Raw genomic sequence first — 25,339 nt, 5'->3', positions numbered from 1 at the left:
ATTGTTTACAACAAGGAATATAGTAGATAAAAAATGAAAAGCACCTTCATCCAAAGTCGATGAAGGTGCTTCTTTTTCAGCTAAACAAACGATTGATCATAAACAAATGCTGACAAATTTATTCTTGAAGATACCTGTACAGCGTCGTTTTACTTATACCTGTTTCAATGGTTATGTCGGCTATCGAGTACTTCTTGCTTCGATACATATCGATAGCTTTTTGAACATTCCTATCTGGTTTACGCGGTCTTCCCCCCGCTCGGTTCTTTGCTTTTGCTTCGGAAAGTCCAGCCTTGGTCCTCTCTCCTACTACTTCTTTCCGGAATACAGCAATCTGCTCCAAATGCTGAAAAAACGAATCACCTCTCGTATCAACACTATCCTCGATCGATAACAGATCCGCCTGCTTCTCCTGCAGGTTACGACAAATTTCGATTAGATGCTTTGTCGAATTTGCCAGGCTGTAAAGCTTACGTACAACTATCACATCTCCCGGCTGAAGCTTCTCCAAAAGCTCCTCTAACAAAGGCTGACCCTGCACGTCGTCCTTCTCTTCTATCACGGTCTCGCAGTTCATCATTTCTGTTGGCTGACTGTCCCATTTCCCCTGTACGAATTCCCGTATATATCCAATCTTCATTTTATCTCACTCCAAACAAAGTACCAAAAACGGTAGTTTTGGTTCCAAAACTTGCTGAATCGTGTTACAGTAAGCTTATCAAAATTCGGACCCGACTTCTATGAGACTTAGAAGTCAACAAGATAATAAAAATGAGGTGTAAGTAAATTGGCAACAGTAAAATTGAATAAACAATGGTTTGGCAACGTCCGCGGAGACATCCTTTCCGGTATCGTTGTTGCTTTGGCTTTAATTCCGGAGGCAATCGCCTTCTCCATCATCGCAGGGGTAGACCCGATGGTCGGATTGTATGCATCCTTCTCGATGGCAGTCGTCATTGCTATCGTCGGCGGCAGACCAGCAATGATTTCCGCTGCAACAGGAGCAATGGCATTATTGATGGTGACATTAGTGAAAGATTACGGCTTACAATACTTATTCGCTACTACGATTCTAACCGGGGTATTACAGCTCTTATTCGGTGTCTTAGGTATTGCCCGTTTTATGAAGTTCATTCCGCGTTCTGTCATGATCGGATTCGTGAACTCGCTTGCTATCTTAATTTTCATGGCGCAGGTTCCACATTTCATCGGCATCAATACGACCACCTATATCGTAGTGGGAGTCACGCTTGCCATCATTTATCTGTTCCCGCTCATTACGAAAGCTGTACCCGCTCCGCTTGTGGCCATTCTGGCAGTGACAATTATCTCGTTGTTCCTGCATATTGATGTCCGCACCGTTGGTGATCTAGGGGAAATCAAGCAAGCACTGCCTACCTTTCTTTTTCCAAATATCCCACTCAACTTAGAGACATTGCAAATAATATTCCCGACTGCACTAGCTTTGTCGATCGTTGGGTTGCTGGAATCCTTGCTCACTGCGTCTATCGTTGATGACATGACGGATACAGACAGTAACAAGAACAAAGAAGCCCGCGGACAAGGTATTGCCAATATCGTAACAGGCTTCTTTGGCGGAATGGCAGGATGTGCAATGATCGGACAGTCCGTTATCAACGTCAAATCAGGCGGACGGGGACGACTGTCTACGCTTGTTGCAGGTATATTCTTGATGTTCTTAATTCTCGTATTAGGAGACTGGGTAGTGAAAATCCCGATGCCCGCTCTAGTCGGTGTTATGATCATGGTTTGTATCGGTACATTTGACTGGTCTTCCCTGCGCAGCCTTACCCGCGTTCCTTTATCGGATTCAGTAGTCATGGTAGTAACCGTCATCGCTGTAGTGGCGACCCATAACCTATCCATAGGTGTATTCATCGGCATACTATTGAGCGCAATTTTCTTTGTTGCAAAAATATCGAAAGTGAAAGTCGAAAAAAGTACCGGCACTACAGCAGATCATACCCGCTACACTATCAGCGGACAGCTATTCTTTGCTTCCGTCACTGATTTCACGAACAGCTTCTCATTTGAGAATAAATCCAAGCATATAACACTAAATTTCACCAACACGCATGTTTGGGATGACTCAGCAGTAGCAGCGATTGACAAAATCGTGCTAAAATTCAAGGAGAAGGGCTCTTCCGTTACTTTGGAAGGGTTGAACAAGGATAGCCAGGCACTTATGCACAAATTGACAACTAACGATTCAGCACATGTGAACGTATCAAACCACTAAAAGGCGGTGCATCCATGTATAAGAAAATCGTAGTAGCAATTGATGGGTCCGACCACTCCTTCCTAGCAGCAGAGCATGCCATCCAACTGGCGAAGCTGCAGCCCGGAACCCATGTGGAGGGGATCCAAGTTCTTGATTATGAAAAGACCAAAGCAGACGTTCTGCACAGCAGTGATCCAATTCAACTGCAAAGCAAACGCGATGAGAAGCTCCAGCGTTTCCGAGATGCATTCGAAGCAGCATCCATCCAATACAAGCTGATCATGAAACACGGCGAGCCTGCACCGATGATATTAGAGCATGCACGTGATACTCGAGCTGATCTTATTATCATCGGCAGTCGCGGACTGAATCCACTCCAGGAAATCGTCATGGGAAGTGTCAGCAGCCGTGTCGCTAAACGAGCGAAGTGCTCTGTCATGATTGTCAAATACCTGCCGTAACAAAAGGCTGCCGAAAGATTTCGGCAGCCTTTTTCATAGCCTATACTAAATAATTAGAGGGGTGAATTGATGAAGATACGCAAGCTCCACCCAACAACTGAAACACCGCCCATGGATCTCTTGCTCGAAGCAGATCCATCTATAACAAAAATAGAGTCATACCTTCGTCATGGAAGCAGTTTTATTGCAGAAATAGACAATCATATCTCGGGCATTTACGTTTTGCTGCCGACCAGCTCAGACATCGTGGAAGTAATCAACATTTCTGTAAGAGAAGCTGATCAAGGAAAAGGTATAGGCAGAAAACTCATCCATCATGCGATTGAGCAAGCCCGCGCACAGGGCTATACTTGTCTGGAAGTAGGAACAGGCAATTCCAGTATCGATCAAATTGCCTTTTATCAAAAATGCGGCTTCAGGATGATAGCAATTGATTATGATTTCTTTCTTCGCAACTACGAAAGACCTATTTTTGAAAATGGTATCCAGTGCCGGGATATGATTCGTTTTCGTTATAACCTGTAACTGCAGCATTACCCTATTAATCTACGACCCGCCAAGCGAGGTCGTTTTTTATTGGAATATTTATTAGTAAAATTCCATTTTTTCAATTTAATTCTCTTATTTATCTAGATATTTAGTAGGATAATATTATAATAAGAATGCTGTCTTTATTTGTCCTTATACTATTATTCTGATAAGACAGAGGAAGGAGAAATTATGAATTATTGTAAAGAATGCGGTAACGAACTGAAGCCTGGCGCACAGTTCTGTAATAACTGCGGCACAAGCTCGAGCGGTAAACCCACTCCTCAGCGCCAGCAGCAAACCGCACCCAAGAAGAAAATGAGTAAAAAGAACAAGATCATCCTAGCAAGTGTCATCGCAGTTCTGATCATCCTGTTTGCCGGCTACAAGACAGGAGAAGCAATGACTAGCAAAGATAAGGTGATTGACAAATTCGAAACAGCTTTAGCAGAGAAAGATGCAAAGAAACTTGCTAAAGTCATCACAACAGACGATAAAGAGCTTAAGATTGATGAGGATTCAGTAACAGGGCTGATAGCTTACTACAATGAAAATCCAGAAGAATTGGACATTTTAGTAGCTGATATGAGAAGCCAAACAGAGGAAACAGTTGCTTATGCTACTGGCCCTATCCACCTTTCTAAGGATGGCAAAAAACTTCTTCTGTATGATAATTACGAAATTAACGTACAGCCTTACTACATAACCCTAGCCACTGCTTACAAAGATACAGTACTGAAAGTAGATGGTAAGGAAGTTGGAAAGGCAGACGCAGATGATTTCGAAAAGACTTATGGTCCATTTGTACCTGGTACTCACGAAGTATCTGCTGCACTGACACACGATATGATAGAAATGGCTGCAACAGAAAACATGAACCTCTACAGCGAAGATACGAATCCATACAGTGACCTGCAAGTAGAAGGTTCTATAACAGAAGATACAAAAAAACAAATCATGGACCAGATTAATACAGTCGGTGATCAGCTGGCAAATGCTAAAGCGGCTAAAGACACCAGTCTCCTTAAAGATGCTGGAAAACCGTTCAAGCAGATGGTCCAAGACGAAATTGACAATTTAGATTTCTGGAGTAATTCATACAAAGGCTCTTATTTATCATCAGAATTTGATTTGGATACATTTAATGTAACAAAATTGGACACGGGCTGGGCGGTAACAGTAGATGTCAATCAAACGTTCAACGAAGCAGAGATTTATGATGAAGAATCCGATGATTTAGCAGAGCAGTCCCATGAACTGAATTACACTATGATCTATGATGAAAAAGCAAAGAAATGGCAAGCATATGATGCAGACTATAATTATTTCAGCTCCATCGGTGATAACACAGAAGTAGTAGAGAACAAGAAGCCTACGGTATATGAAGCTGATGGATCTGCCAAATCCGATGAAACAAAAACGGATGATAGCAGCGCTGAAGGGGATATTCCCGACTCAGCAATCACATTGATGGACAACTACCTTTATGGCTTAATCGACGCTATTAATTACGATAGCTTCAGCAGTGTTTCTCCTTATATGGTTGAAGGATCGGCGTTATATGAATCACAACAAACACTTGTTGATAATCTTACATCCAAAAGCATCACTGAATCTCTGGATGATTACGAGATTACCAGCTACGAAGAAGATGGCGATTCAGCAACCATCAAGACCAATGAGACGATTACAATCTCTTATAGCGATGGAACCTCCGAACAACAAGATTATAACTGGACATACACAGCAGAAAAATCCGGAGACGATTGGAAGCTATCAAATATTGAGTAAAGAGAAAAGCACATCAGCTTAGCTGATGTGCTTTTACGATTAAAACCAAGTTTAGAAAAAGCTTGAATACTCTAATGAATCCATGATCATGGAGAACATGATACCAAGTACTATGCTAGTAATTACATACACAATTATTACTAAATAGACATTATCAATTCCGCGTTGTCTATCCTGCTTGAAACCAGGAATCAAAATCAACGGGACAATTACAAGAGCAAAAGAGAAACCACTTAAAACTAATACGCTTCCCCATAACTCCAATCCAAGGAAGGTCAACAAAGCCCCCACGAACATTATTGCAGTGAAAGGCACTAATAAGCTCCCGTATCGGACTAGGACAGACTTATAAGATACAGACGATTGATCCAATTTCAAGACACCAAAAATGATAGTAGCAAAAATAAATAAGAAAACAGCAAAAACAATAACAGGTTTAACCACTACTTCGCCAAATGGTACCTCAAAATAGCTCTGACGGTTAGCATGGACGTAAAGAGTCAACGGAATGATCAATGAGAATAAAACAAATGTAATAATAGCATTCACAAAATTATCCGTTCCGTATTTCATTCCATTACCATCAGGGCGCTTCAAGACATCTAGGAAATAAGAGAAATACTGTTTGGATACTTTTTTAGTTGTCTCCAAATATTCATTCGCTTTTCCGCCGGTATCTTGCTGGCTTGTCGCTGCATATTGAGCCTGCGCCGCCTGCTGTGTGTTACCTGCTGCAGTTTGCCCTTGCAAAGCAGCACCGCAATTCTCGCAAAACTTACTCCCTTCCGTATTGTTGTGTCCACATGACGGACAAGTTACCATAAAATCTACTCCCTTACCTAAAAAATTGCACATTTATCTATGTACTTCCTCATTATACAAAAAATAGGTCAAAAGAGGCAGTTCTTATTATAATTTACTATGTAAAAGGACATACACTCTGGAGTGCATGCCCCGTCAATTCATTCAGGTACGGCAAAAAGCTCTGAAATTCAGAACCGATCATAACCACATTCTTCCTTCTGAATGGCGAGTCGAATAGTAACCTGCAGCGCATCTTACGGATTGTCTTCATCCGCTGATCGGAATCCAGAATGCCCAATTGATAGGTCATGGAATGCCTCCCCACATAATCTAGTTTTTACCCAAACCGTTTCTTTTCCGTAATGTCCACTTGCTTGATTTCATTATCATGCACAGTGATCAAGACAGTGCCATATTGCAGGTCATCCACTTTCTCAATGATCTCTTCCCACTTTTCTTCATTTTCTTGCTTACTCAAATCTATCATCCTTTCATCTTTGATTATTTAAAATCGGACTTTTGTATACGGCTTCCGGAAGACCTAGATGCGCTCTCAATGTGCTGGCCGTATAATCCTTTCGGTAAATTCCTCTCTCTTGAAGTACAGGAATCACCTGATCTACGAAATCATCCAAGCTATTCGGAAAGGATGGCAGCATCAGATTGAAGCCATCTGCGCCATCTTCATGAAGCCAGTTCTCTAGATCATCAGCAATTTCTTCGGCTGTTCCAAAAATAAGACGATGCCCTCTCGATCCTGCTACATATTGATACAGCTCCCGAATCGTCAGCTGCTTTTCCTCGGCCAGCTTGATCAGCAATGCCCTGCGGCTTTTGTTGCCATTCGTTTCCGGTATTTCAGGAAGTGGTCCATCCACACTATACGGACTAATATCAAAGCCCCCAAGATATTCGGATAACAGATTCTTTCCGACCTCTGGCGTGATCAATCGCTGCAATTGCTCATACTTTTCTACAGCTTCTGCACGTGTGTTTCCGACATATACAGAAACACCTGGCATGATTTTGACATGATCAGGATCGCGTCCATATGTCTGGACTTTATCTTTGACTCTTTGATAGAAGGCTTTGGCATCTGCCAAGTTATCCTGGGCAGTGAAAATGATGTCAGCTGATTTTGCAGCAAGGTTCACCCCAGCATCCGAAGAGCCTGCTTGAATAATGACTGGCTTCCCTTGCGGTGATCTCGCGATATTCAGCGGTCCTTCTACAGAGAAATACGTACCTTTGTGATGGATACGATGAAGCTTTTCTTTCTCGAAATAAATGCCTTGTTCCTTGTTTCGCACCAATGCATCCGGTTCCCAGCTGTTCCATAGTCCATTCACTACATCAAGGAATTCCTTTGCCCGTATGTATCGATCCTGATGGGCAAGATGCTCGTACTTACTGAAGTTTCTAGCTTCCGATTCGTAATAGGAAGTAACCACATTCCAACCGGCTCGCCCTTCGCTCAAATGATCAAGGGAAAGGAATTTCCTCGCCACATGGAAGGGCTCATTATAGGTAGTAGTGACCGTGGAAGCGAGCCCTATCTTATTCGTGACAACAGCCAGCGCACTCAGCAAGGAAACCGGCTCGAATCGGCTCAACTCTGCAGGGTGGGATAGTTCATGAAAGGATAGTCCATCACTGAGAAAAAGCATATCCAGCTTACCCGCTTCCGCTTTCTTAGCGATCTCTGCGAAATAGCGGAAGGATGTTACTTGGTCTGAATCAACATCTGGATGTCGCCATGATGCGATATGGTGTCCGCTTCCCATTAGGAAGAGCCCTAAATGCAATTGCTTATCTCCCATGGTTAATCCTCCTTTATTTAGATTGGAATGGAGCTGGAGTGCTTGGTGCTACGTTTTTGGATGCAATCTCTCTTTCTCCAACAACAAATCCTTGCTCCAGTAGTTCCAGAAATGTATCGAATGGCAGCGGCGATTCCAGATTGAAGAATAAGAGATGCTCTTGCTGCGCTTTCTCATAAGATAGCTCACAAAACGTCTGAGGAGGTGCTGCGAAGGCTTCTGCACCATGTTGTCTAGCTAACGCCAAAGCTGCACCCCTCCTGCCTTCCGTCAATTTAGGCGCCGGATTTTCCATATTTGTTAATTCTTTCGTTTGCGTATCAAACAACCGAATTGTTTCACCATCAACTATCGGAACGATATAATCCTTCTGGTTAATTGCTGCTGCTATCTTCATATAATTCTCCTCCTTTTAATTTGCTTGCAACGCCTGATCAAGATCTGCAAGAATATCATCGATATCTTCCAAGCCAATTGATAATCGGATTTGATCCGGGTATACACCAGCCTGCAGCTGCTGCTCCTCTGTCATTCGAGCATGTGTCGTACTTGCCGGATGAATGGCTAATGTTTTCGAATCTCCTACATTGGCTAAGTGCGAGATTAGTGACAGGGAATCAATGAATTGCTCTGCAGCTTTTCGACCGCCTTTAATACCGAATGTGAAAATAGAGCTTGCTCCTTTTGGCAAATATGCCTGTGCCAATTCATACTGCGGATCATCCTTTGAGTCCGGGTAGTTCACCCACTCAACAGCTGGATGCTGGCGCAGGAAGGCCGCAGTCTCTTTAGCGTTATGGACATGCTGCTTCATACGGAACGACAATGTCTCCAGCCCTTGGATGAAAAGCCAGCTATTGAATGGTGAAAGACTCGTGCCAAGGTCATGCCCCAATTCAAAACGCGCTTTGGCTATGAATGCCCGGTTACCTGCCAGTTTTGTGAATGATGTATTTCCGATACTCGGCTTATCCCGATTGAAGTCCGGAAAACGTTCATTCGTCCAGTCGAATGTGCCGGCATCCACTATCGCACCCCCAATGGATGTTCCGTGTCCGCCGATGAATTTCGTAGTGAAAAAGACGACGATATCTGCTCCGAAATCTATCGGCTTCTGCAAGTATGGTGTAGTGAACGTATTGTCTACGACTAATGGCAGACGATTTCTTTTGGCAATTGCAGATAAACTGTGGAGGTCCGCGATTTCCGCATTTGGATTCCCGATAGATTCGGTGAAAATTGCCTTTGTCCGGTCATTGACTGTCTGCTCTACTTCCTCAAGATTACGTCCATCGACGAATCTAACCGTCACACCGAACCCTTTGAACGTTTCTGAGAACAAATTATATGTTCCGCCATAAAGTGCGTTCGTTGTGATGATCTCATCTCCTGCTTTTGCCAGTGTCAGCAAGGCGACCGAGATCGCAGCCTGACCGGAAGAAACGGCAAAACCGCCGATACCTCCTTCCAATTCTGCTAAGCGCTCCTCCAATACCGCATTGGTTGGATTGCCGTTCCGAGAGTAGATGTAACCCGGCTCCTGCATACGGAACAAAGCAGCTGCTTTCTCTGTTGACTCAAATACATAGGAACTCGTCTGAAACAGCGGCACTGCTCTCGCCCCATTATGGGGATCTGGATGCTGGCCGGCATGGAGAGCAGCTGTATCAAATCCTAACTTTTTAGTGGTAATTTGTTTCTCCGTCATGTCCCCACCCTTTCAAATATTGTGATGAACTGCTCCAAATTCCTTGCAAGTCCGCCTTTACCAAACTTATCTCCATCTCTTTGTCCTGCTTGCTGCAAGAATAGAATCATCACTTTTCTTCTTTCCTTCAACTCGAGGATGCCGTACTCATACAGCCAGGCATCAATCGTATTGTAGATGCCTCGATTGATGCCATACTGGCCACTGCACCAGTTAATGAACTGGAGGTCGGGCCATTGCAACTGCGCTTGCTCTGTATTCACCAAGTTGTGTCCCCTCTCTTTTTGCCTGTCTCCCATCACTCTGGCAGGACCCACGTATCATAGAAATACGGCGACCCTTTTGTATCAAAATCAATATCGAATACCTGCTTATTTGCAGCAACCGTATACGGCAGCACGTATACAGGGATAGAATATACTTCCTCAAATAAATACTCCTGCAATTCCTCATAAAGGGAAGCCCGCTTTTCGGTATCCTGTTCATCTGTGGCTGCATCAAGTAATTCTGTCACTCTTGTATCCTGGTATTCATCGTGATAGCCTTCCTTGGCAGCAAGATAAGCACGCAGCACACCATCAGGATCCGGACCATACTGGCTGCCAATCCACATGTCATAATCCCCGGCCATTCTTCTGTCTGTATACTCGCCTCGGGAAATTGTATGGATGTTCAGCTCGACACCGATATTCTTCCAGGAATTCTGGACCATTGTCATAACGTCCATACGCTTCTCTCGGTTGGCATAGAAGTCGATCATTTCTAACGAAAGGCGTTTGCCATCCTTCACACGAATGCCGTCTTCTCCCTTTTTCCATCCGAGTTCATCAAGCATTGCTTCGGCCTGACCCGCATCAAACTCCCATTTTCCCTCTAAAGCTGTATCGGCTCCGAGTAGTGAAGGAGATAGCGCCGCATATGCGCGATCATACGTCCCAAGGTAGACCGTTCGTACAATAGCATCCCAATCGACGCCAAGACGAAGTGCTTCCCGTAATTCTTTATCCTGAAGAAGCCCTTCTGTCGCATTGAATTGAATTGCTGCATTATAATTCAGCAGCTCTACTTCAGATATATTCAAATCCTTATCGTTTTCCAAGACCTCAACATGCTGCGGTGGAATCGTATCGATAGCGTCAACATCCCCGCTGTGCAGACTGCTCACTCGAGTGGAGTCCTCCGTGATGATTTTAATGACCAATTTATCCAGATATGCCTTCCCTGTATGCACTGTATTTGCCGGTCCCCAGCTGTAGTCCTCATTTCGCTCCAGCACATATTCTGTGCCTAGTGTGTAATCAGTTACTTTGAAAGGACCGGAACCTACCGGATTGACCGCAAATGAATCTCCTCTTTCTTCTACAGCAGTTGGCGATACCATAGCCAGGTTCTCCGTTGCCAGATTGCTAAGGAAAGGAGAAAAAGGTTTGCTGAAATGGATCCGCACAGTATATTCATCAATTATTTCCGTTGATTCATACGGTCCGATGAAGCTGAGTGACAACCCTGGCGCATCTAAATTTTTGATCCTTTCGAAATTAAACTTCACTGCTTCTGCGTTAAAAGGGGTACCGTCTGTGAAAGTCACATCATCCCGTAAGTGAAATGTGTAGGATTTCTGATCATCCGATATCTCCCATTCTGTCGCCAGCCAAGGTGCGAAACTGCTATCCTCTTCTTGCGCTACAAGACTGTCAAACATGCTCCTTTGGATGCGGGAGTTACCTGGACTAGCCGATCGATGCGGATCAAGCAGGTCCCCAACAATCGGCACACTGATTGCAAAGGTCAACGTGCCGCCATACCTTTCATTCTCGGATACATCAGCAGCGCTGATTGTCCTTTCTGCATCCTGACAAGCTGTCAGACCTATTAAACTTACAAGGAGGATGACGATGTAAAATCTCTTCATCTGCTGATCTACCTCCCTACTTCCACTTTTGCAGCTCTTTTCTCGGTATACCGATTTTGCGGAATCGGCAAGCCCATATTCTCACGCAATGTTGCAGCCGGATCGTACTCGCTGCGGAAGACCCCTCTTTCCTGAAGAATCGGTACAACATGAGCTGTGAAATCCTGCAGGCTTGAAGGGGATGCCTCCGGACCTATGATGAAACCATCAGCAGCTTCTTCTTCGAACCATTGCTGGACAAGGTCTGCCACTTTCTTCGGTGTACCGATGAAAGGTGTTCGAGGGATAGCGCTTTCCAAAGCTACTTCACGCAGCGTCATCTGCCGCTTTTTGGCCATTTCAACTACCTTTTCGGTTGTGCTCTGGATCGATTCTTTCCCGATATCCCCTAAATCCGGGAATGGCGCATCCAAGTCATGCTTGGAAAAGTCATAGTAATTGAATGGTCTGCCTAAAGAGGTAAGCGCGCTTTCCAATGTGATCAGACTGAGGCGCTGCTGATACTTTTCCTCCGCTTCCTCCTCTGTCGGTGCAATGATAGGGTTGATGCCCGGCATGACGGAAATATGATTCGGATCTCTTCCGTAAGCTGCAGTACGCTGCTTAATATCCTTGAAATACGCTTTCGCATTCTCAATACTGCCGACACCGCAGAAGATTCCTTCCGCATGTCGTGCAGCATAGTCCCTCCCCGCTTCCGACATCCCTGCTTGAAAGATGACCGGCTGTCCCTGCTTCGACCGTGAAATATTCAACGGCCCCTTGACCGAGAAGAAGTCTCCTTTATGATGCAATGCGTGCAGCTTATCACGTTCATAGAAAGTTCCAGCCTTTTTATCCCGAAGGAATGCATCATCTTCCCACGAGTCCCACAGCCCTTTCGTTACTTCCAAGAATTCATCAGCAATCTGGTATCTGAGGTCATGCGGATAATGCTCCTCTTGGCTATAGTTAGCCGCTGTTCCTTCCAGGAAGGATGTTACGACATTCCATCCAGCACGGCCCTTGCTAATATGATCTAGTGACGCCAGCTGCCTGGCGACAGTATAAGGCTGCGTATAGCTGACGGTTATTGTTGCAACTAATCCCAGATGTTTCGTAGCCATCGCTAGTGCCGATAGAATGGTGAGCGGCTCAAAGCGACTCAGATAATGCGGTGTAGAATCAGGCGTAATATAGACACTGTCTGCAACAAACGCAAAATCGAGTTTCGCCTCTTCAGCTTGCTTGGCCTGTTCCAAATAGAATTCCAGATTCGTCCCGGCATCGGCTACAGCATCTGGGTGTTTCCAGTTATCCCATCCTGTTCCGACACCATGCAGCATTGCTCCCAATTTCAAACGTCTCTCAGTCATCTCAATAACTCCACCCTTTCCTTTTTCTCCAATGGATAATGGCATGCAACAGCTCGTTCACCGATAAGTAATTCCATCGCTGGCGCTTCCAATCGGCATTTTTCTGTAGCCAGCGGGCATCTTGTATGAAAATGACATCCAGCAGGCGGATTCACAGGTGACGGAATCTCACCATGCAGCACATGGCGCTTTCGCTTGTGATCCAAGTCAATTGTCGGATTCGCTTCCAATAATGCTTTTGTATAAGGATGAGCCGGTTTGGTGAAAAGCTCTTCAGCTGGCGCAATCTCTACAATTCTCCCTAGGTACATGACACCGATTCGATGTGATATATCACGTACAACATCCAACCCATGTGCTATGAAAACATAAGACAGTCCCATTTCCTGCTGTAGCTTTTTCAGCAATTCGATTACCTTTGATTGGACGGCAAGATCCAAGGCAGATACAGCCTCATCCAGTAACAGGAATTCCGGATGCAAGATAATAGCACGAGCAATATTGATACGCTGCCGCTGCCCTCCAGAGAATTCATGTGGATATCGTGTACGAGACGCAGGATCCAAGTCAACAAGCTGCAGAACTTCCTCTACGCGCTCCCTTATCTCACCCTTGGATAAGCGGGTATGGACGCGAAGCGGTTCTCCGATAATTTCTTCTACCTTCCAGCGCGGATTCAAAGCAGAAAAGGTATCCTGAAAAACAACCTGTGTATTTTTTCGAAGTTCCTTTTTCTCCCGCTTCGTTCCGCCGGTAACATCCTTACCGCGGTATAGAATTTGTCCGCTATCTGCTTCCTGGAGGGAAACGAGCAGCTTGCCGAGTGTCGATTTTCCGCTTCCTGATTCTCCGACCAGGCCCAGCGTCTCCCCTTTCCGTATATATAAACTCACTTCATCCACAGCCTGAACGTATTTTTTCGGCTGGAACGGTTTGCTCTTTAGCGGAAATACCTTGCTGATGCCTTCTGCTTCCAAAATTATTTCGTCATCCTGCCTGTTCTCATCAGAGGCAGAACTCGTAAGCAAATCATGCTTGGATTGCACCAATGACTTGGTATACCAATGACCAGGAAAAGCAAAAATCTCCCGAGCCGTCCCTTGCTCTACAATGCTTCCTTCATGCATGACTGCGACTTTATCAGCTATTTCCGCGGCAACAGCTAAGTCATGTGTGATGAATAAAATTGACATTCCTTCTTCTGCACGAAGCTCAAGAAGCAGATTCAATATTTGAGCTTGGATGGTTACGTCCAGCGCTGTCGTCGGCTCATCCGCTATTAGAAGTTCTGGCTGACAAGCAAGTGCAAGTGCAATGGCTACCCGCTGCAGCATACCTCCGGACAGTTCAAGTGGATATTGCTTCATCCTGGATGCTGGCTCCGGAATATGTACTTTCTCCAGTAATCCGATTGCTTCGTTCCACGCCTCAGAGCGACTGACAGATTTGTGCTTGCGAATCACCTCAACGAATTGGTTGCCGATCGTAAAAACTGGATTTAATGCAGTCATCGGATCCTGTGTTACCATGGCAATCTTTCGTCCCCGTATACCGTTCATTTCCTTTTGCGCTAAAGAGGCAATATCTTCTTCCTGGAAGATGATTTCCCCTCCAGTAATACGTCCTCCTTCATAATCGATCAAACGAAGAACAGCCAGGGATGTTACTGTTTTGCCACTTCCAGAACCTCCCACAAGGCAGACGATTTCCCCGCTTCCGATGTCCAGATTCACATTGCGAACAGCTGGAATCACTTCCTTTCCACGCTCTATCCCTACAGATAAGTTTCTGATCTCCAGTAATGTACGCATATTACAGCTCCTTTCTGTTCTTTAAGACGTGGCAGATCGCGGATCAAGATAATTTCGGTAGGCATCGCCAAGAATGTTGACGGAAATAACGAATAATGAAATGAACAGACCTGGGAAGAATCCGATCCACCAAGCGACTGTAAGGTAGTCCCTTCCTAGGGACAGCAGATAACCCCAATCCGGTATTTCATGAACAGTACCTAAACCTAGGAAACTAAGACCTGTTGCCATTAAGATTGCATTCCCAACTCCGATTGTTGCCATAACAAGCATGGGCGGGAGACTGTTCGGTAATATGTGGAAAAGGATCCGTCCTGTATGTCCCAATCCAATTGACCTGGATGCATGAACATATCCCGCATCCTTCACATGCAGTACTTGCCCGCGCATCACTCTCGCATAGCCTGGCAATGAAGCGATGGAAACAGCCAGAATAAGGTTCAGCGTACTTGGTCCCAATACAGCCGAAACGAGAATAGCCAGCATAATACCGGGAATCGTCATAATAATGTCCATGATTCGCATGAACGTATTATCCAATGCGTTATTACAGTAGCCAGACACCAACCCGATTAACGCGCCGATTCCTCCGCCAATTAAGACTGACAGAACACCGATAACCAAGGATTGCTGACTGCCATGTACAATCAGACTGAAAATATCTCTGCCGAATTGATCGGTTCCTAGCAAATGCTCCAGTGATGGAGCTAATAAGGCATCGCTTGGATCCATCCTTGTCGGCGAATGACTGGCAATCTGATCAGGGAATAAGGAACAAATTACAATGAATAGGATAAAGCCGGTTGAGAGCAGCAGCAGACTTCCTGTCCACCAGCTGTTCCGGCGGTACGACAAAGATTTGATACGCTTTAAGCTGCCAATCATCATAAATCACCCTTTCTCACTTCTCATTCAGCCGAATTCTCGGATCAATATATCTGTAGGAAATATCGACAAGCATATTGATCACAACATAAAAGGCGGCAGTAAACAGGATGGCACCTTGAATGATTGGAATATCCTTTTGGTCGATTGCATCTACAATAAGTCTCCCTAGTCCCTGTCTTGAAAAAACAGTTTCCGTAACAACCGAACCAGCGAGCATCTCTCCAAATATCATTCCCACCATAGTCACCGCTGGAATAAGGGCATGACGCAGAATATGCTTAAACAAAATTGCTCGCTGCCCGATACCTTTTCCGCGTAAAGATCGGATGAATGGCTCATTAGATGCTTCCAAAATGCTGTTCCGAATCAGCCTTGTAATCACTCCCGCGCCGGTAATTCCGAGACCAATCGATGGCAGAATCAGCTGCTCAAAAGATCCATTTCCGATGGACGGCAGCAGGTGGAGTTGTACGGAAAAGATCCATATAAGAAGAATTCCAATCCAGAAATTAGGAGTAGAAACCCCGATCAAACTCAACACCCGGATAATGCCATCCAGCAGTTTGTTCTGATATACCGCTGATAAGATACCTAAAATCAGACCTAGTACAATAGCTACAATCATGCTCGATATGGTTAGCGCCAATGTTGGTCCCAAATTATCAAGCAGCCGGTCCAGAACCGGTTCACTATTCGCATAAGAGGTTCCTAAATCTCCTTGGAATAACCCAGCTATGTAATCCAGATATTGTGAAATAAGTGGTCTATCCAATCCGAGTTCTTCTCGAAGCTGATTTACCGTCTCTGTCGGCACATCGTCTCCGGCTAATAATGTCGCTACATCTCCAGGAAGAATATTAACGATAATAAACACAAGCGTGACCGAACCTAAAATGACACCGGCAGCCATACCAAAACGAGACAATACATATAGCATTTCTGTCCACCTCCATCCACCTTATATAAATTAAACTTTTCCAATCATCATAGTAGGAATTAAAGGCGCAGAAACCTCTATCTAAAAATAAAACGACTCACCACGAAAGATAAGTGGGGAGTCGTTCCTGCTTATCTTTCGGGATCACCCGATGGATTTGGCACAGTATTCCTGACGGAACCCGCTGCCGAAGCTTCATAGGGCCATATCCCTCCACTTCTCTTGATAAGAACTATTCAATTAAATAAAAAAACGCTTTTACTCCTACAAACGGGGAATAAAAGCCTCTGGTGGTCCAGTCAGCATTTATACAACTTATGGTAATTAGAATAAACGCAATCCTTGTACGCGTCAATATAAATTCAAAATATTTAAATTATTTTAACAGTATATGGGCGGCAACAGCTTGATGCTGCAACGCCTCATCCAGCCCAATAACAAATTGCTCCAGTGTTTTTTGACAATCTTCGGTCAGAATAAAATCCTTGTATTCTTTTCGGCTTACAGCCAGCTGTTGGGGAATTGCATGCGCAGACAGACTGCTAAAAACAGTCCGCATCCCATTCAATGTATTGATACCGCCCTTTAGTCCTCCTGTACTCGTTAACAGTCCGACGGGCTTACCTTTCAGCAAATCTTTATCCAGATAGTCAATTGCGTTCTTTAATGCCCCGCTGTAACTGCCATGGTATTCAGGTGAACCGACCACAAGTCCCTCTGCCGAACTGATTCGTTCCCGCAGCCAATCAGCTGCTGCTCCAGCCGGCCGGACCGGGTGAAAAAGCGGCAGATCTAATTCCCCTATATTGATTATATCGGTCTCATATCTGGCCTTTTGCAACAGCGTCTGTACTTCTTCTAACAACTTCCTCGTTGTAGATGCAGGATTCAAGCTTCCGTTTAGAAATACGATTGTCATCCGAACTCTCCTCCTGTATTAAGCTTCTGCTTTAGCCGGTTTTCTAGCGGCAACTCTATAATAATGGCTATCAGATTCAACGTTTTCTCCGTGCAGAAGAATGGTCTCACCAGACGGCAAGTGAACGAAAGGAACTGCCTCGCGCTTCTCCGTGAATTTGATTACCCGCTTTACTTCTATTTCCTTCCGCTGGTGGACAAGATTCGCCAAGTCCTCAACGATGGCGCTTGCAGTCGGCAATGCCCCAGCACCTGGCCCTTGAAGCTTCAGCTTGCCAACTAGGTCACCTTCCACACATACAGCATTATCTACTCCATCCACGCTGTACAAAGGATGTGCAGCAGATAAAATGACTGGTTCGACAGATGCAGTCACTTCTCCGCCCGCATTTTCAAGCGTAGCAACATGTTTGATTTTCCAACCTTGTTCTCCAGCAGCTTGGATATCCTGTGAGGAAACTGAGCGGATTCCCTTTCGTGTAACTTTCTCCCAGTCCGGCTGAGCCTCGAACAACAAATCACTTAACACCATCAGTTTATAAAACGCGTCCCAGCCATCAACGTCATTGGCGGGATCAGCTTCTGCAAATCCTGCTTCCTGCGCAAGCTGCAGCGCTTCCTCAAACGGTAGTCCCTTATCGGACATTTCCGTCAGAATAAAATTGGATGTGCCATTCAAAATTGCCTCTACTTTAACGACATGGTTGATATGCAGAAGCTGTTTCAGCGTCCCAATCACCGGCACGCCACCTGCGACTGCAGCTTCATATTCCAGCCGCACGCCTTTCTTCTTAGCCAAGCGTTTGAGCTCTGCACCCCGGGAAGCAATCAGTTCTTTATTTGCCGTGATGATATGACAGCCATGATGGATCGCTTCAGTCAGGTAGCTGAAGGCTGGCTCAATGCCGACACTTGCTTCGATGATTACATCGAGGTCAGATATTGAGAAGAGCTCCGCTGCATCGTCTGTCAGCAATGCGTCCGTTACTTGCTGTTCATACTTCTGCTTCTCCCGCACCAAGACACCTGCCACTTGTACTTCCTTACCAAAAATCGCCTGCAGATTCGCTTGATGGGAGCGGATCGTCCTCCCTACAGCACTTCCTACTGTGCCATATCCAATCAACCCTATCTTCACTGCTGTCATCTGTTTTGCCTCCTTAAATGATTTTCTGCATAAAAAAAAGCCTCCCTGAGAGGACAGGGAGACGAATGTACCGTACTGTGTCTTCTCTCATCTACAGGAATTAGCACCTATACAAGTTAAAGTTACACTTGCAGGTTGCCGGGCATCATCGGGCCAGTCCCTCCGCCGCTCTTGATAAGAGTTTTGTATTCATTTGTTATGAAGGAGTTTAGCATGAATAATATATAGAGTCAACTGAAAATTCAAACAACATTATCCGACAAGACTCTCATAAAGGGAACGCGCTCGGCTTATATCGGCCACACCATGAATGATTGCCCTGCCATCAGAAAATAACACAATTCGATGACCCTTGTATTGAAAAGCAAGCAAGTATTCATTGGCAGTGACCTGGTCGAGTGCATTTGCCCATTCTTCTGATAAAGCTGGCAAATCCAGTGATTTATTGGCGCTAGGCCGGATATGGACAGCCTCCCTGCCGCAAAGAACATCAAGCCTCGTCCGGGAGGAACCATTCAAAAAAGGCAATTCTGCATTTGTGCCGCAACTGGAACAGCTTGAATTGCGAAGGCTATTTACGTCCACCTTCGTATAATCACCTGTCCATATATCAAACGCACACAGTTCTGCCTTTACTTCCTGACCGCATAAGATTCGCAATGCTTGTGTGACTTGCATCGCTGCCACCCATTGGACAATCGGACTGATGATTCCCGCTGTATCACAAGTTTCGCTTTGCTGTGGAAGCTGTTCCAGAAGACAGTGAAGACATGGAGTATCTTTATCTACAAGCACTGGGTATGTTATCCCATAGCTGCCTACACACGCTCCATATAAGTAAGGAATACTACGCTTCAATGCTGCATCATTGACAATTAAACGTGTCTCGAAATTATCTGTAGCATCCACAATTACATCCGCACCTTCAATCAGATGCTCGATATTATGGTGGTCAACATTTTCGATCACTGTATGCAATGTCACTTGATGATTGATTGCCTGTAATCGCTCCCTTGCTGCAAAAGCTTTCGGCAAATAGGAAGCAGCATCTTGCTCGGTATACAGCTGCTGACGCTGAAGATTATGAAATTCAACATAATCCCGATCAATAAGCACCAATTCTCCGATACCTGCACGTACTAGCATCTCTGCGGAAGCAGAGCCTAATGCCCCCATCCCTATTAAGACAATTTTACTGTTTTCTACCTGCGCCTGCCCATCCTTGCCGATGAACAGCTCCTGTTTCTGATAACGATCCTTCATCAGGTAATCAAACCTTCATTCGGGCTGCTTGCCACTGCATAATCTTTTTCGGGAATTCTTCCTGCTTCGAACCCTAATCGGCCTGCCTCAATGGCTAGCTTCATTGCATGTGCCATACGAACAGGGTCAGCAGCACCGGACACAGCTGTATTCAACAAGACACCATCAGCCCCAAGTTCCATTGCATAGGCAGCATCTTTAGGTGAACCAATACCAGCATCGACAATGACTGGTACACTGCTCTGTTCAATGATTATACGCAGGTTAAAAGGATTGATGATTCCTTTCCCTGACCCAATTGGCGATGCACCCGGCATGATCGCATGCACTCCCAGATCGACGAGTCGCTTAGCTAATACAACATCATCTGACGTGTAAGGCAGAACAATGAAGCCTTCATCCAACAGCATTTCTGAAGCCCGCAAAGTCTCGACTGGATCTGGAAGCAACGTCCTATCACAGCCGATCACTTCCACTTTCACCATATCGCATAACCCGGAAGCTTTGGCTAGTTTGGCTATACGGACAGCCTCCTCTGCCGTCTTTGCCCCTGCTGTATTTGGCATTAAAGAGTACTTTTCCAAATCCAGCTGTTCCAGAAAATTAGGCTGAGATGGCTCAAATATATCCATCCGCCTCACAGCAAATGTCAGTATCTCTGCCTTCGAAATATTGACTGCCTCTTCCTGCACCTCAAATGACGGGTATTTGCCTGTTCCTAATAATAAACGGGAAGTAAAAGTCTTATCTGCAATCTGTAACATCCTTCATCCTCCTCCTACAAAATGAATCAGCTCAACTTTATCACCATTTCTAATCGACTGTTCTGCATATGCAGTCTTGTTAATGATCTCTTTATTCAGTTCGACAATCACAATTCTTTTTTCCAGGGAAAGTGATGCCAGCAGCTGAGCTATAGTCTTGATATCAGCGGATAATTCCTGCTGCCTGCCATTCAGCTGAATGTTCACATTAACACCTCCTCGCCAGTGTTCAATCTGTCGACACGAAATGCTTCCTTCCATTCTTCCGGAACCTCATTGTTGCCTATCAAATCACAAATCATCTTACCCGTAGCTGGAGCAAGCAGAATTCCATTGCGCTGATGTCCAGCAGCAATATACAAGCCCTTCATTTCCGGATGTTCACCAATTAGCGGCTTGCCATCTGATGTCTGAGGTCTGAGACCTGCCCAGCTTCTGCGAAACGGCATCTTATCCACATTCGGCAGCATCTTCCTCGCTTTCTCCATGACAGTCTGTAATCCGCCAAGTGTGGGTTCGGTACTCCAATCATTCTTGACCTTGGTTGCACCTATGATCAGTTCGTTGTTGTTCCGCGGGACAATATAATGCTGATCATGGAATAAACTGCATGTAAGAGGAGTTTGTGTATTCGTAACAGCAATGCACTCACCCTTCACTGGAAAAATCCGCATTCCTAATCCTGAACGCTGGAGCAGAGCATTACTCCAAACCCCGCTGGCAATCACCACACGATCAGCCTGCCATTCCCCCTTGGAAGTCCGTAACCGATAACGACCGGATTCCTTCACAATCTCATCGACCCGGGTATACGTATTAGTTTGGGCACCTAGCATACGTGCGGCTGTATGGAATCCTCTGCAGGCAATTGCAGGTGTGACATGCACATCTTCTGCCATATGAACAGCACCTGAAACTGATTCTGACAATCCGGGTACTTTCTTTAACGCAGTTGCACGATCCAGCCATGTTACACCTTCCAACGAAGCTAACGGAGACATTATTGTTTCTCCTTCTGTATAAACAAGCTGTAATAAACCACCTGTACGACGTTCCATATCTATCCCTGTCAGGGAGCGAATATCCGCTTCCGCTTGTTCATAAAGCCTTTGGCTAGTACGGGCAAAGGGATAAAGTGAAGCACCGAATTCCTTATACTCAGAATGGGCGCCTAACATACCAGCTGCAGCTTGCGTCGAGCCTGATCCCACTTGGCCCGCTTCCAGCAAATCAACTTGATGGCCCGCCTTTGCTAAATAATAAGCGATTGCGCTGCCGATGATACCTCCTCCAACAATTGCTACTTCACTGAATCTCTTCAAGACGCAGACACTCCTCCCTTAAATTCTTCACGGCATCAAGCGGATCTTTCTCTGAAAAGATACCACTCATAACAGCAACCCCATCTAAATCAAGCGCTTTCAAATAGACTAATCGTTCTACATCGATTCCTCCTATTCCATACAAGGGAGTTCGGATGTTCTGACGAATATATCCTAAATTGGATAAAGGCTGCGGGGATTTCCCTTTCTTACTGGCTGTTGGAAAACAATGCCCGTATAGCGCGTATACAACTCCGGCTGCCTCCGCCTGTACTGCTTCTTCAAGTGAATGAACAGGAGCACCAATCCGCAAATCAGGATACAGCTTTTTCAATTCTTCCAGCGGAAGACCATGACCCGGTATATGCACTTGCCTCAAGCCAAGCAACGAAGCTGTGTCCACTCGGTCATTAAGCCAAAGCTTGTTTGCTGGCAGCCCTTCCGCCAAAAGCTCCTTACAGAGTTGGTACACTTCACCAGCAGACTTTCGTTTCTCCCTGATCTGCACATGATCGACAAAAGGGTGTATCTCAAGCAAGATACGCAGCAAGTCTCCTGCCTCATGTGCATCATCAGTTACTGCCATCAATTTGATTGCCATCACCTCCTGTATACGAACAGGCCGGACATACAAAAAACACCACTCCCTAAAGGAAAGTGGTGTGAAACTTGCGAATAAATACATCCAAAAAAAGCATGTAAACTCGAGTGTCTACACTTTCCTACGCAGGTCCGAACCTGTTCAGGTTATGAGGGTTTAAAGAGTCACTACTCTTAATCTCAGCCCTTATAAAGGGATCCCCTAGTGTGAATCATTATGAACTTACCCACATCGTAACATAAATAGCATTTTATGCAAGATTTTGATTATAGAAAAAAGACCATCTGGTAAATTCCAGATGGTCTTTTCAGCGCTTGACTTAGTATTTATAAGATTGTCCGCCATCAATTGGTATAACAGTAGCATTGATGAAGTTTGCTTGATCGGAAAGAAGGAATGCAACAAGATAACCGACTTCCTCTGGCTTACCAAAACGTTTCATCGGGTTAACGCTGACGAATTCTTTTCCTGCCTCTTCCCAGTTTTCTCCGCCAAGCTGACGAAGGGAACCTTCAACCATTGGTGTCATGATGGCACCTGGTGCAATGGCTTTAATGCTTACACCGAATTGCCCGTATTCGATACCGGAGTTTTTAGTAAGACCTACTACACCATGCTTACTTGCTGCATAGCCGGACTGGTTACCGATTCCGCGGATACCACCTACAGAAGCTGTATTTACTACAGAACCATGACCTTGCTCTTTCATTACTTTCAATACGTGACGCATGCCGTAGAAAACACCATTCAAGTTAATGTTCACAACGCGGTCGAATTCATCCACAGGGTACTCTTCTGTTAGATTCTGTGTTCCTTCCACACCAGCGTTGTTGAAGAAACTATCGATCTTACCAAACTGATCAATTGTTTGTTTTACATACGCCTCAACTTCCGGCTCGTTTGCACAGTTTGCCACAATTGTAAGGACCTCTGCTTCAGGTGCTACTGCAAGAACTTCCTGCTTTGTCTCTTCCATTCCTTTTTCACTCAAGTCAACAAGGGAAAGTTTTGCACCTTCTTTTGCTACTTGCAAAGCTGCTGAGCGGCCTAACCCAGAACCGCCACCTGTAATCAATACTACTTTATCTTCAAAACGTTTCATGGAAATCTCTCCTTTTATAGTCATGTTTAAATTGCAGTAAATCCGCCATCGATTGGTACAACTACACCGTTAATATATGGTGCTTTACCAGTCAATAGGAATGTGACAAGCTCTGCCACTTCCTCCGGCTGGCCAAGACGCTTTTGCGGAATTGGTTCCGTCGCATTCTTGAACGCATCTGGATTCTTTTCCTTATATTCTCGAACCATCGGCGTCTCTGTCGTACCTGGAGCTATTGCATTTACCACAATGCCTTGCTCGGCATACTCAGCAGCCAATGTTTTTGTAATCCCAACCATTGCATGCTTCGTCGCAGAATATGTACCAACTGTCGCTTGGCCAACAACACCCGCTGTGGATGACGTGTTGACGATTCGACCACCGCCATTAGCAAGCATTACTTCCAATACATATTTCAAACCATAAAGGGCGCCATTCAAATTAATTCCTAATACCATATCGATCTGCTCGATTGTATTATCCACAAATTTTACCCCAGGGCCAGAAATACCTGCATTATTATAAAACATATCTATAGTGCCAAATGCCTCGACCGTTTTATCCACATAATGTTTCACTTCTTCAGCTTTGCTGACGTTCGCTTTTACAAAAATAGCTCTTGATCCTTTTTCTTCTACCAAGCGAACTGTTTCTTCACCAGCTGCCTCAGATACGTCAACAACGCTGATTGCAATACCTTCTTCAGCCAGTCGCAATGCTGCAGCTTGTCCAAGTCCGCTGCCCCCTCCAGTGATGACTGCAACTTTCTGCTCACCCATAAGCAAAGCCCCCCTAAGTATGTAGAAATAGGTTTATTTACCTACCCCTATGTAAAAGCTTACACCTACAATGAAAATTCAGTCAAGCGAGTTGCAATGGGACAGAATCATTTATTACACATATAAGATTAATATGTTCAATAATTCAATTTGTAATACTTTCGGCAGAGGCGGAAGTGGTGTTGCTCATGAATTCCTATTAAGTGAATGCTTTGAATCAAGTTGGGGTAATGGGCGAGTGGATCAGGGTAGCGGATGTTTCCGGCAATATTGCTTTCTATACCGGAAACCACCCTTTTGAATTGAAATGTTTCATTATGCAGATCTTGCTTTAACTGTTTAAATTGTATCTTTCTTTCTATATTCTTCGGCGGTAGTAGAATGGAAGGTGCTTTCATCGGTTTTCCATGTTTTTCTCGATATGCCTTATAGATATCTTCTATCTCTGTTTTATAGGGCGTGCGCCTACATGCTTTACTGAATGGCTTACCAACCGGGATATAGAACTTATTCAGCTGTCTGAATCGGTTAAGGAGCAAATACAGATGGTAATATGTTTCACCAATGGACCATTTGTCCGGTTGAGGCCGCATCCATTCTTTATTTCTGTATTCCTGAATATCTTCATCAAACTTTTTTCTTTGCAGATAGATCGTATCAAAATGATCCTGCATATAGCTGCTTTTCATTCCGCCTCCACAAAGATTTTCTCTTTATGAATCAGATGCACTGGTACAGATGGCAAATTGACTAGCTTTTTTCGCAGGAAATCAGGTTTTAGAGAGATTGCCTCGATTCTTTCCAAGGGAATCCATTCGTAAATAAAATCCCCAGAAACATGAGAAAAAGCCTCTCCATTCCCCTGAAGTTTATTTTCTACATCTTTAATCAAATAAATAAAACTGTACTCATGGAAGGGATAATCTCGATACGCGAAAAAATTCTCCACAACCCATAGCAGCCGATCTGCCTTAACAGAAATGCCAAGTTCCTCTTCGAATTCTCGCTCCACGGCATGAGCTGAATCTTCTCCAAGCTGGATTCGCCCGCCAATCAGCGTCCAGAATGGGTCTTTTTTGTTCTTATGCAGCAGCACATGATTATCTTTCACAATTATGCCAGCAGACCGGCAATTCAGCATCTGTTCTCCTAAATCAATGGTCAAATCCTGTGTCATCTACTTCTT

Annotated in this window: 28 protein-coding genes and 3 riboswitches; of the genes, 4 read left to right on the top strand and 24 right to left on the bottom strand. The window is 44.8% G+C overall.

Features of this window, described 5'->3' with window-relative positions; genetic code table 11:
* Nucleotides 1–118 precede the first annotated feature (118 nt).
* Nucleotides 119–640, bottom strand: coding sequence for a recombinase family protein (locus AE2B122_RS17410; protein ID WP_175074885.1), 522 nt, complete (start codon nt 638–640; stop codon nt 119–121).
* 147 nt (nt 641–787) lie between these two features.
* Between AE2B122_RS17410 and AE2B122_RS17405 the strand changes: the two genes are divergently transcribed.
* From AE2B122_RS17405 to AE2B122_RS17390, 4 genes are all read left to right on the top strand, one after another.
* Nucleotides 788–2,260, top strand: coding sequence for a SulP family inorganic anion transporter (locus AE2B122_RS17405; RefSeq protein WP_175074884.1), 1,473 nt, complete (start codon nt 788–790; stop codon nt 2,258–2,260).
* A gap of 14 nt (nt 2,261–2,274) precedes the next feature.
* Nucleotides 2,275–2,703 carry a universal stress protein gene (locus AE2B122_RS17400; protein ID WP_095220519.1) on the top strand — a complete coding sequence of 143 codons (429 nt, stop codon included), beginning with the start codon at nt 2,275–2,277 and terminating at the stop codon, nt 2,701–2,703.
* Nucleotides 2,704–2,772: 69 nt separating this feature from the next.
* A complete protein-coding gene (locus tag AE2B122_RS17395) occupies nt 2,773–3,228 on the top strand; it encodes a GNAT family N-acetyltransferase (RefSeq protein ID WP_175074883.1) in 456 nt (151 codons plus the stop codon).
* 195 nt (nt 3,229–3,423) lie between these two features.
* A complete protein-coding gene (locus AE2B122_RS17390; RefSeq protein ID WP_175074882.1) occupies nt 3,424–5,022 on the top strand; it encodes a zinc ribbon domain-containing protein in 1,599 nt (532 codons plus the stop codon).
* A 51-nt stretch (nt 5,023–5,073) separates the two neighbouring features.
* On the opposite strand, the gene AE2B122_RS17385 is transcribed toward AE2B122_RS17390, so the two are convergent.
* From AE2B122_RS17385 to AE2B122_RS17275, 23 genes are all read right to left on the bottom strand, one after another.
* On the bottom strand, nt 5,074–5,844 hold the full coding sequence (locus tag AE2B122_RS17385) for a zinc ribbon domain-containing protein (protein WP_175074881.1): 771 nt from the start codon (nt 5,842–5,844) through the stop codon (nt 5,074–5,076).
* Between the two features lie 97 nt (nt 5,845–5,941).
* Nucleotides 5,942–6,136, bottom strand: coding sequence for a hypothetical protein (locus AE2B122_RS17380; protein ID WP_175074880.1), 195 nt, complete (start codon nt 6,134–6,136; stop codon nt 5,942–5,944).
* A gap of 27 nt (nt 6,137–6,163) precedes the next feature.
* Entirely contained in the window at nt 6,164–6,304 is a 141-nt protein-coding gene (locus AE2B122_RS17375; protein WP_318250124.1) for a YezD family protein, read from the bottom strand.
* A 13-nt stretch (nt 6,305–6,317) separates the two neighbouring features.
* Nucleotides 6,318–7,646 (bottom strand): LLM class flavin-dependent oxidoreductase, encoded by a 1,329-nt coding sequence (locus AE2B122_RS17370; protein ID WP_175074879.1) that lies wholly within the window; start codon nt 7,644–7,646, stop codon nt 6,318–6,320.
* Between the two features lie 13 nt (nt 7,647–7,659).
* Nucleotides 7,660–8,043 (bottom strand): hypothetical protein, encoded by a 384-nt coding sequence (locus AE2B122_RS17365; protein ID WP_175074878.1) that lies wholly within the window; start codon nt 8,041–8,043, stop codon nt 7,660–7,662.
* A gap of 15 nt (nt 8,044–8,058) precedes the next feature.
* Nucleotides 8,059–9,354: an O-acetylhomoserine aminocarboxypropyltransferase/cysteine synthase family protein gene (locus tag AE2B122_RS17360; protein WP_175074877.1), complete on the bottom strand. Its 1,296-nt coding sequence runs from the start codon at nt 9,352–9,354 to the stop codon at nt 8,059–8,061.
* On the bottom strand, nt 9,351–9,617 hold the full coding sequence (locus AE2B122_RS17355; RefSeq protein ID WP_245840430.1) for a hypothetical protein: 267 nt from the start codon (nt 9,615–9,617) through the stop codon (nt 9,351–9,353). The genes AE2B122_RS17360 and AE2B122_RS17355 overlap by 4 nt, the downstream gene beginning before the upstream one ends.
* A 35-nt stretch (nt 9,618–9,652) precedes the next feature.
* Complete coding sequence (locus AE2B122_RS17350) at nt 9,653–11,266, bottom strand: ABC transporter substrate-binding protein (protein WP_175074876.1); 1,614 nt, start codon at nt 11,264–11,266, stop codon at nt 9,653–9,655.
* Nucleotides 11,267–11,274: 8 nt separating this feature from the next.
* A complete protein-coding gene (locus AE2B122_RS17345) occupies nt 11,275–12,621 on the bottom strand; it encodes an LLM class flavin-dependent oxidoreductase (protein ID WP_175074875.1) in 1,347 nt (448 codons plus the stop codon).
* Nucleotides 12,618–14,432 (bottom strand): ABC transporter ATP-binding protein, encoded by a 1,815-nt coding sequence (locus AE2B122_RS19545; protein ID WP_175074874.1) that lies wholly within the window; start codon nt 14,430–14,432, stop codon nt 12,618–12,620. Before AE2B122_RS19545 ends, AE2B122_RS17345 begins: the two co-directional genes overlap by 4 nt.
* 21 nt (nt 14,433–14,453) lie before the next feature.
* Nucleotides 14,454–15,317 carry an ABC transporter permease gene (locus AE2B122_RS17335; protein WP_175074873.1) on the bottom strand — a complete coding sequence of 288 codons (864 nt, stop codon included), beginning with the start codon at nt 15,315–15,317 and terminating at the stop codon, nt 14,454–14,456.
* A gap of 16 nt (nt 15,318–15,333) precedes the next feature.
* On the bottom strand, nt 15,334–16,257 hold the full coding sequence (locus AE2B122_RS17330) for an ABC transporter permease (RefSeq protein ID WP_095220507.1): 924 nt from the start codon (nt 16,255–16,257) through the stop codon (nt 15,334–15,336).
* 128 nt (nt 16,258–16,385) lie between these two features.
* A riboswitch (SAM riboswitch) is annotated at nt 16,386–16,489 on the bottom strand.
* 144 nt (nt 16,490–16,633) lie between these two features.
* Entirely contained in the window at nt 16,634–17,176 is a 543-nt protein-coding gene (locus AE2B122_RS17325; RefSeq protein WP_175074872.1) for an NADPH-dependent FMN reductase, read from the bottom strand.
* Nucleotides 17,177–17,194: 18 nt separating this feature from the next.
* Entirely contained in the window at nt 17,195–18,322 is a 1,128-nt protein-coding gene (locus AE2B122_RS17320; protein WP_095220505.1) for a homoserine dehydrogenase, read from the bottom strand.
* An 84-nt stretch (nt 18,323–18,406) separates the two neighbouring features.
* A riboswitch (SAM riboswitch) is annotated at nt 18,407–18,503 on the bottom strand.
* Between the two features lie 71 nt (nt 18,504–18,574).
* The gene (locus tag AE2B122_RS17315; RefSeq protein ID WP_175074871.1) at nt 18,575–19,585 is read right to left on the bottom strand and encodes a ThiF family adenylyltransferase; all 1,011 of its coding nucleotides are present in this window, start codon (nt 19,583–19,585) and stop codon (nt 18,575–18,577) included.
* Nucleotides 19,585–20,349, bottom strand: coding sequence for a thiazole synthase (locus AE2B122_RS17310; RefSeq protein WP_175074870.1), 765 nt, complete (start codon nt 20,347–20,349; stop codon nt 19,585–19,587). Before AE2B122_RS17310 ends, AE2B122_RS17315 begins: the two co-directional genes overlap by 1 nt.
* Before the next feature lie 3 nt (nt 20,350–20,352).
* Nucleotides 20,353–20,556: a sulfur carrier protein ThiS gene (thiS, locus tag AE2B122_RS17305; protein ID WP_095220502.1), complete on the bottom strand. Its 204-nt coding sequence runs from the start codon at nt 20,554–20,556 to the stop codon at nt 20,353–20,355.
* Entirely contained in the window at nt 20,553–21,671 is a 1,119-nt protein-coding gene (gene thiO / locus AE2B122_RS17300; RefSeq protein ID WP_175074869.1) for a glycine oxidase ThiO, read from the bottom strand. The genes thiS and thiO overlap by 4 nt, the downstream gene beginning before the upstream one ends.
* Nucleotides 21,655–22,272 (bottom strand): thiamine phosphate synthase, encoded by a 618-nt coding sequence (locus AE2B122_RS17295; protein WP_254593545.1) that lies wholly within the window; start codon nt 22,270–22,272, stop codon nt 21,655–21,657. Before AE2B122_RS17295 ends, thiO begins: the two co-directional genes overlap by 17 nt.
* 101 nt (nt 22,273–22,373) lie before the next feature.
* Nucleotides 22,374–22,485: riboswitch (TPP riboswitch) on the bottom strand.
* Between the two features lie 106 nt (nt 22,486–22,591).
* On the bottom strand, nt 22,592–23,374 hold the full coding sequence (locus tag AE2B122_RS17290) for an SDR family oxidoreductase (RefSeq protein ID WP_095220500.1): 783 nt from the start codon (nt 23,372–23,374) through the stop codon (nt 22,592–22,594).
* Nucleotides 23,375–23,400: 26 nt separating this feature from the next.
* Nucleotides 23,401–24,153: an SDR family NAD(P)-dependent oxidoreductase gene (locus AE2B122_RS17285; RefSeq protein ID WP_175074868.1), complete on the bottom strand. Its 753-nt coding sequence runs from the start codon at nt 24,151–24,153 to the stop codon at nt 23,401–23,403.
* Nucleotides 24,154–24,290: 137 nt separating this feature from the next.
* Complete coding sequence (locus AE2B122_RS17280; RefSeq protein ID WP_254593544.1) at nt 24,291–24,842, bottom strand: DinB family protein; 552 nt, start codon at nt 24,840–24,842, stop codon at nt 24,291–24,293.
* A complete protein-coding gene (locus tag AE2B122_RS17275; protein ID WP_217468097.1) occupies nt 24,839–25,330 on the bottom strand; it encodes an NUDIX hydrolase in 492 nt (163 codons plus the stop codon). The genes AE2B122_RS17280 and AE2B122_RS17275 overlap by 4 nt, the downstream gene beginning before the upstream one ends.
* Nucleotides 25,331–25,339 lie beyond the last annotated feature (9 nt).

Origin of the sequence: Terribacillus sp. AE2B 122, assembly GCF_902497585.1 — a bacterium.
In the GTDB taxonomy this organism is placed as follows: domain Bacteria; phylum Bacillota; class Bacilli; order Bacillales; family Amphibacillaceae; genus Terribacillus; species Terribacillus saccharophilus_A.
Note: the sequence above shows the minus strand (reverse complement) of the source record. Positions and strands in the feature narration are given on the sequence as shown.

What these genes read in the sequence shown, in the direction of transcription:
- AE2B122_RS17325 (WP_175074872.1), bottom strand. Translation starts at nt 17,176, where the DNA reads ATGACAATCGTATTTCTAAACGGAAGCTTGAATCCTGCATCTACAACG.
- AE2B122_RS17295 (WP_254593545.1), bottom strand. Translation starts at nt 22,272, where the DNA reads ATGGCAATCAAATTGATGGCAGTAACTGATGATGCACATGAGGCAGGA.
- AE2B122_RS17315 (WP_175074871.1), bottom strand. Translation starts at nt 19,585, where the DNA reads ATGAAGGATCGTTATCAGAAACAGGAGCTGTTCATCGGCAAGGATGGG.
- AE2B122_RS17410 (WP_175074885.1), bottom strand. Translation starts at nt 640, where the DNA reads ATGAAGATTGGATATATACGGGAATTCGTACAGGGGAAATGGGACAGT.
- AE2B122_RS17335 (WP_175074873.1), bottom strand. Translation starts at nt 15,317, where the DNA reads ATGATTGGCAGCTTAAAGCGTATCAAATCTTTGTCGTACCGCCGGAAC.
- AE2B122_RS17285 (WP_175074868.1), bottom strand. Translation starts at nt 24,153, where the DNA reads ATGGGTGAGCAGAAAGTTGCAGTCATCACTGGAGGGGGCAGCGGACTT.
- AE2B122_RS17320 (WP_095220505.1), bottom strand. Translation starts at nt 18,322, where the DNA reads ATGACAGCAGTGAAGATAGGGTTGATTGGATATGGCACAGTAGGAAGT.
- AE2B122_RS17310 (WP_175074870.1), bottom strand. Translation starts at nt 20,349, where the DNA reads ATGTTACAGATTGCAGATAAGACTTTTACTTCCCGTTTATTATTAGGA.
- AE2B122_RS17280 (WP_254593544.1), bottom strand. Translation starts at nt 24,842, where the DNA reads ATGAAAAGCAGCTATATGCAGGATCATTTTGATACGATCTATCTGCAA.
- AE2B122_RS17380 (WP_175074880.1), bottom strand. Translation starts at nt 6,136, where the DNA reads ATGACCTATCAATTGGGCATTCTGGATTCCGATCAGCGGATGAAGACA.
- AE2B122_RS17290 (WP_095220500.1), bottom strand. Translation starts at nt 23,374, where the DNA reads ATGAAACGTTTTGAAGATAAAGTAGTATTGATTACAGGTGGCGGTTCT.
- AE2B122_RS19545 (WP_175074874.1), bottom strand. Translation starts at nt 14,432, where the DNA reads ATGCGTACATTACTGGAGATCAGAAACTTATCTGTAGGGATAGAGCGT.
- AE2B122_RS17350 (WP_175074876.1), bottom strand. Translation starts at nt 11,266, where the DNA reads ATGAAGAGATTTTACATCGTCATCCTCCTTGTAAGTTTAATAGGTCTG.
- AE2B122_RS17345 (WP_175074875.1), bottom strand. Translation starts at nt 12,621, where the DNA reads ATGACTGAGAGACGTTTGAAATTGGGAGCAATGCTGCATGGTGTCGGA.
- AE2B122_RS17390 (WP_175074882.1), top strand. Translation starts at nt 3,424, where the DNA reads ATGAATTATTGTAAAGAATGCGGTAACGAACTGAAGCCTGGCGCACAG.
- AE2B122_RS17395 (WP_175074883.1), top strand. Translation starts at nt 2,773, where the DNA reads ATGAAGATACGCAAGCTCCACCCAACAACTGAAACACCGCCCATGGAT.
- AE2B122_RS17365 (WP_175074878.1), bottom strand. Translation starts at nt 8,043, where the DNA reads ATGAAGATAGCAGCAGCAATTAACCAGAAGGATTATATCGTTCCGATA.
- AE2B122_RS17330 (WP_095220507.1), bottom strand. Translation starts at nt 16,257, where the DNA reads ATGCTATATGTATTGTCTCGTTTTGGTATGGCTGCCGGTGTCATTTTA.
- AE2B122_RS17385 (WP_175074881.1), bottom strand. Translation starts at nt 5,844, where the DNA reads ATGGTAACTTGTCCGTCATGTGGACACAACAATACGGAAGGGAGTAAG.
- AE2B122_RS17275 (WP_217468097.1), bottom strand. Translation starts at nt 25,330, where the DNA reads ATGACACAGGATTTGACCATTGATTTAGGAGAACAGATGCTGAATTGC.
- AE2B122_RS17360 (WP_175074877.1), bottom strand. Translation starts at nt 9,354, where the DNA reads ATGACGGAGAAACAAATTACCACTAAAAAGTTAGGATTTGATACAGCT.
- AE2B122_RS17400 (WP_095220519.1), top strand. Translation starts at nt 2,275, where the DNA reads ATGTATAAGAAAATCGTAGTAGCAATTGATGGGTCCGACCACTCCTTC.
- AE2B122_RS17370 (WP_175074879.1), bottom strand. Translation starts at nt 7,646, where the DNA reads ATGGGAGATAAGCAATTGCATTTAGGGCTCTTCCTAATGGGAAGCGGA.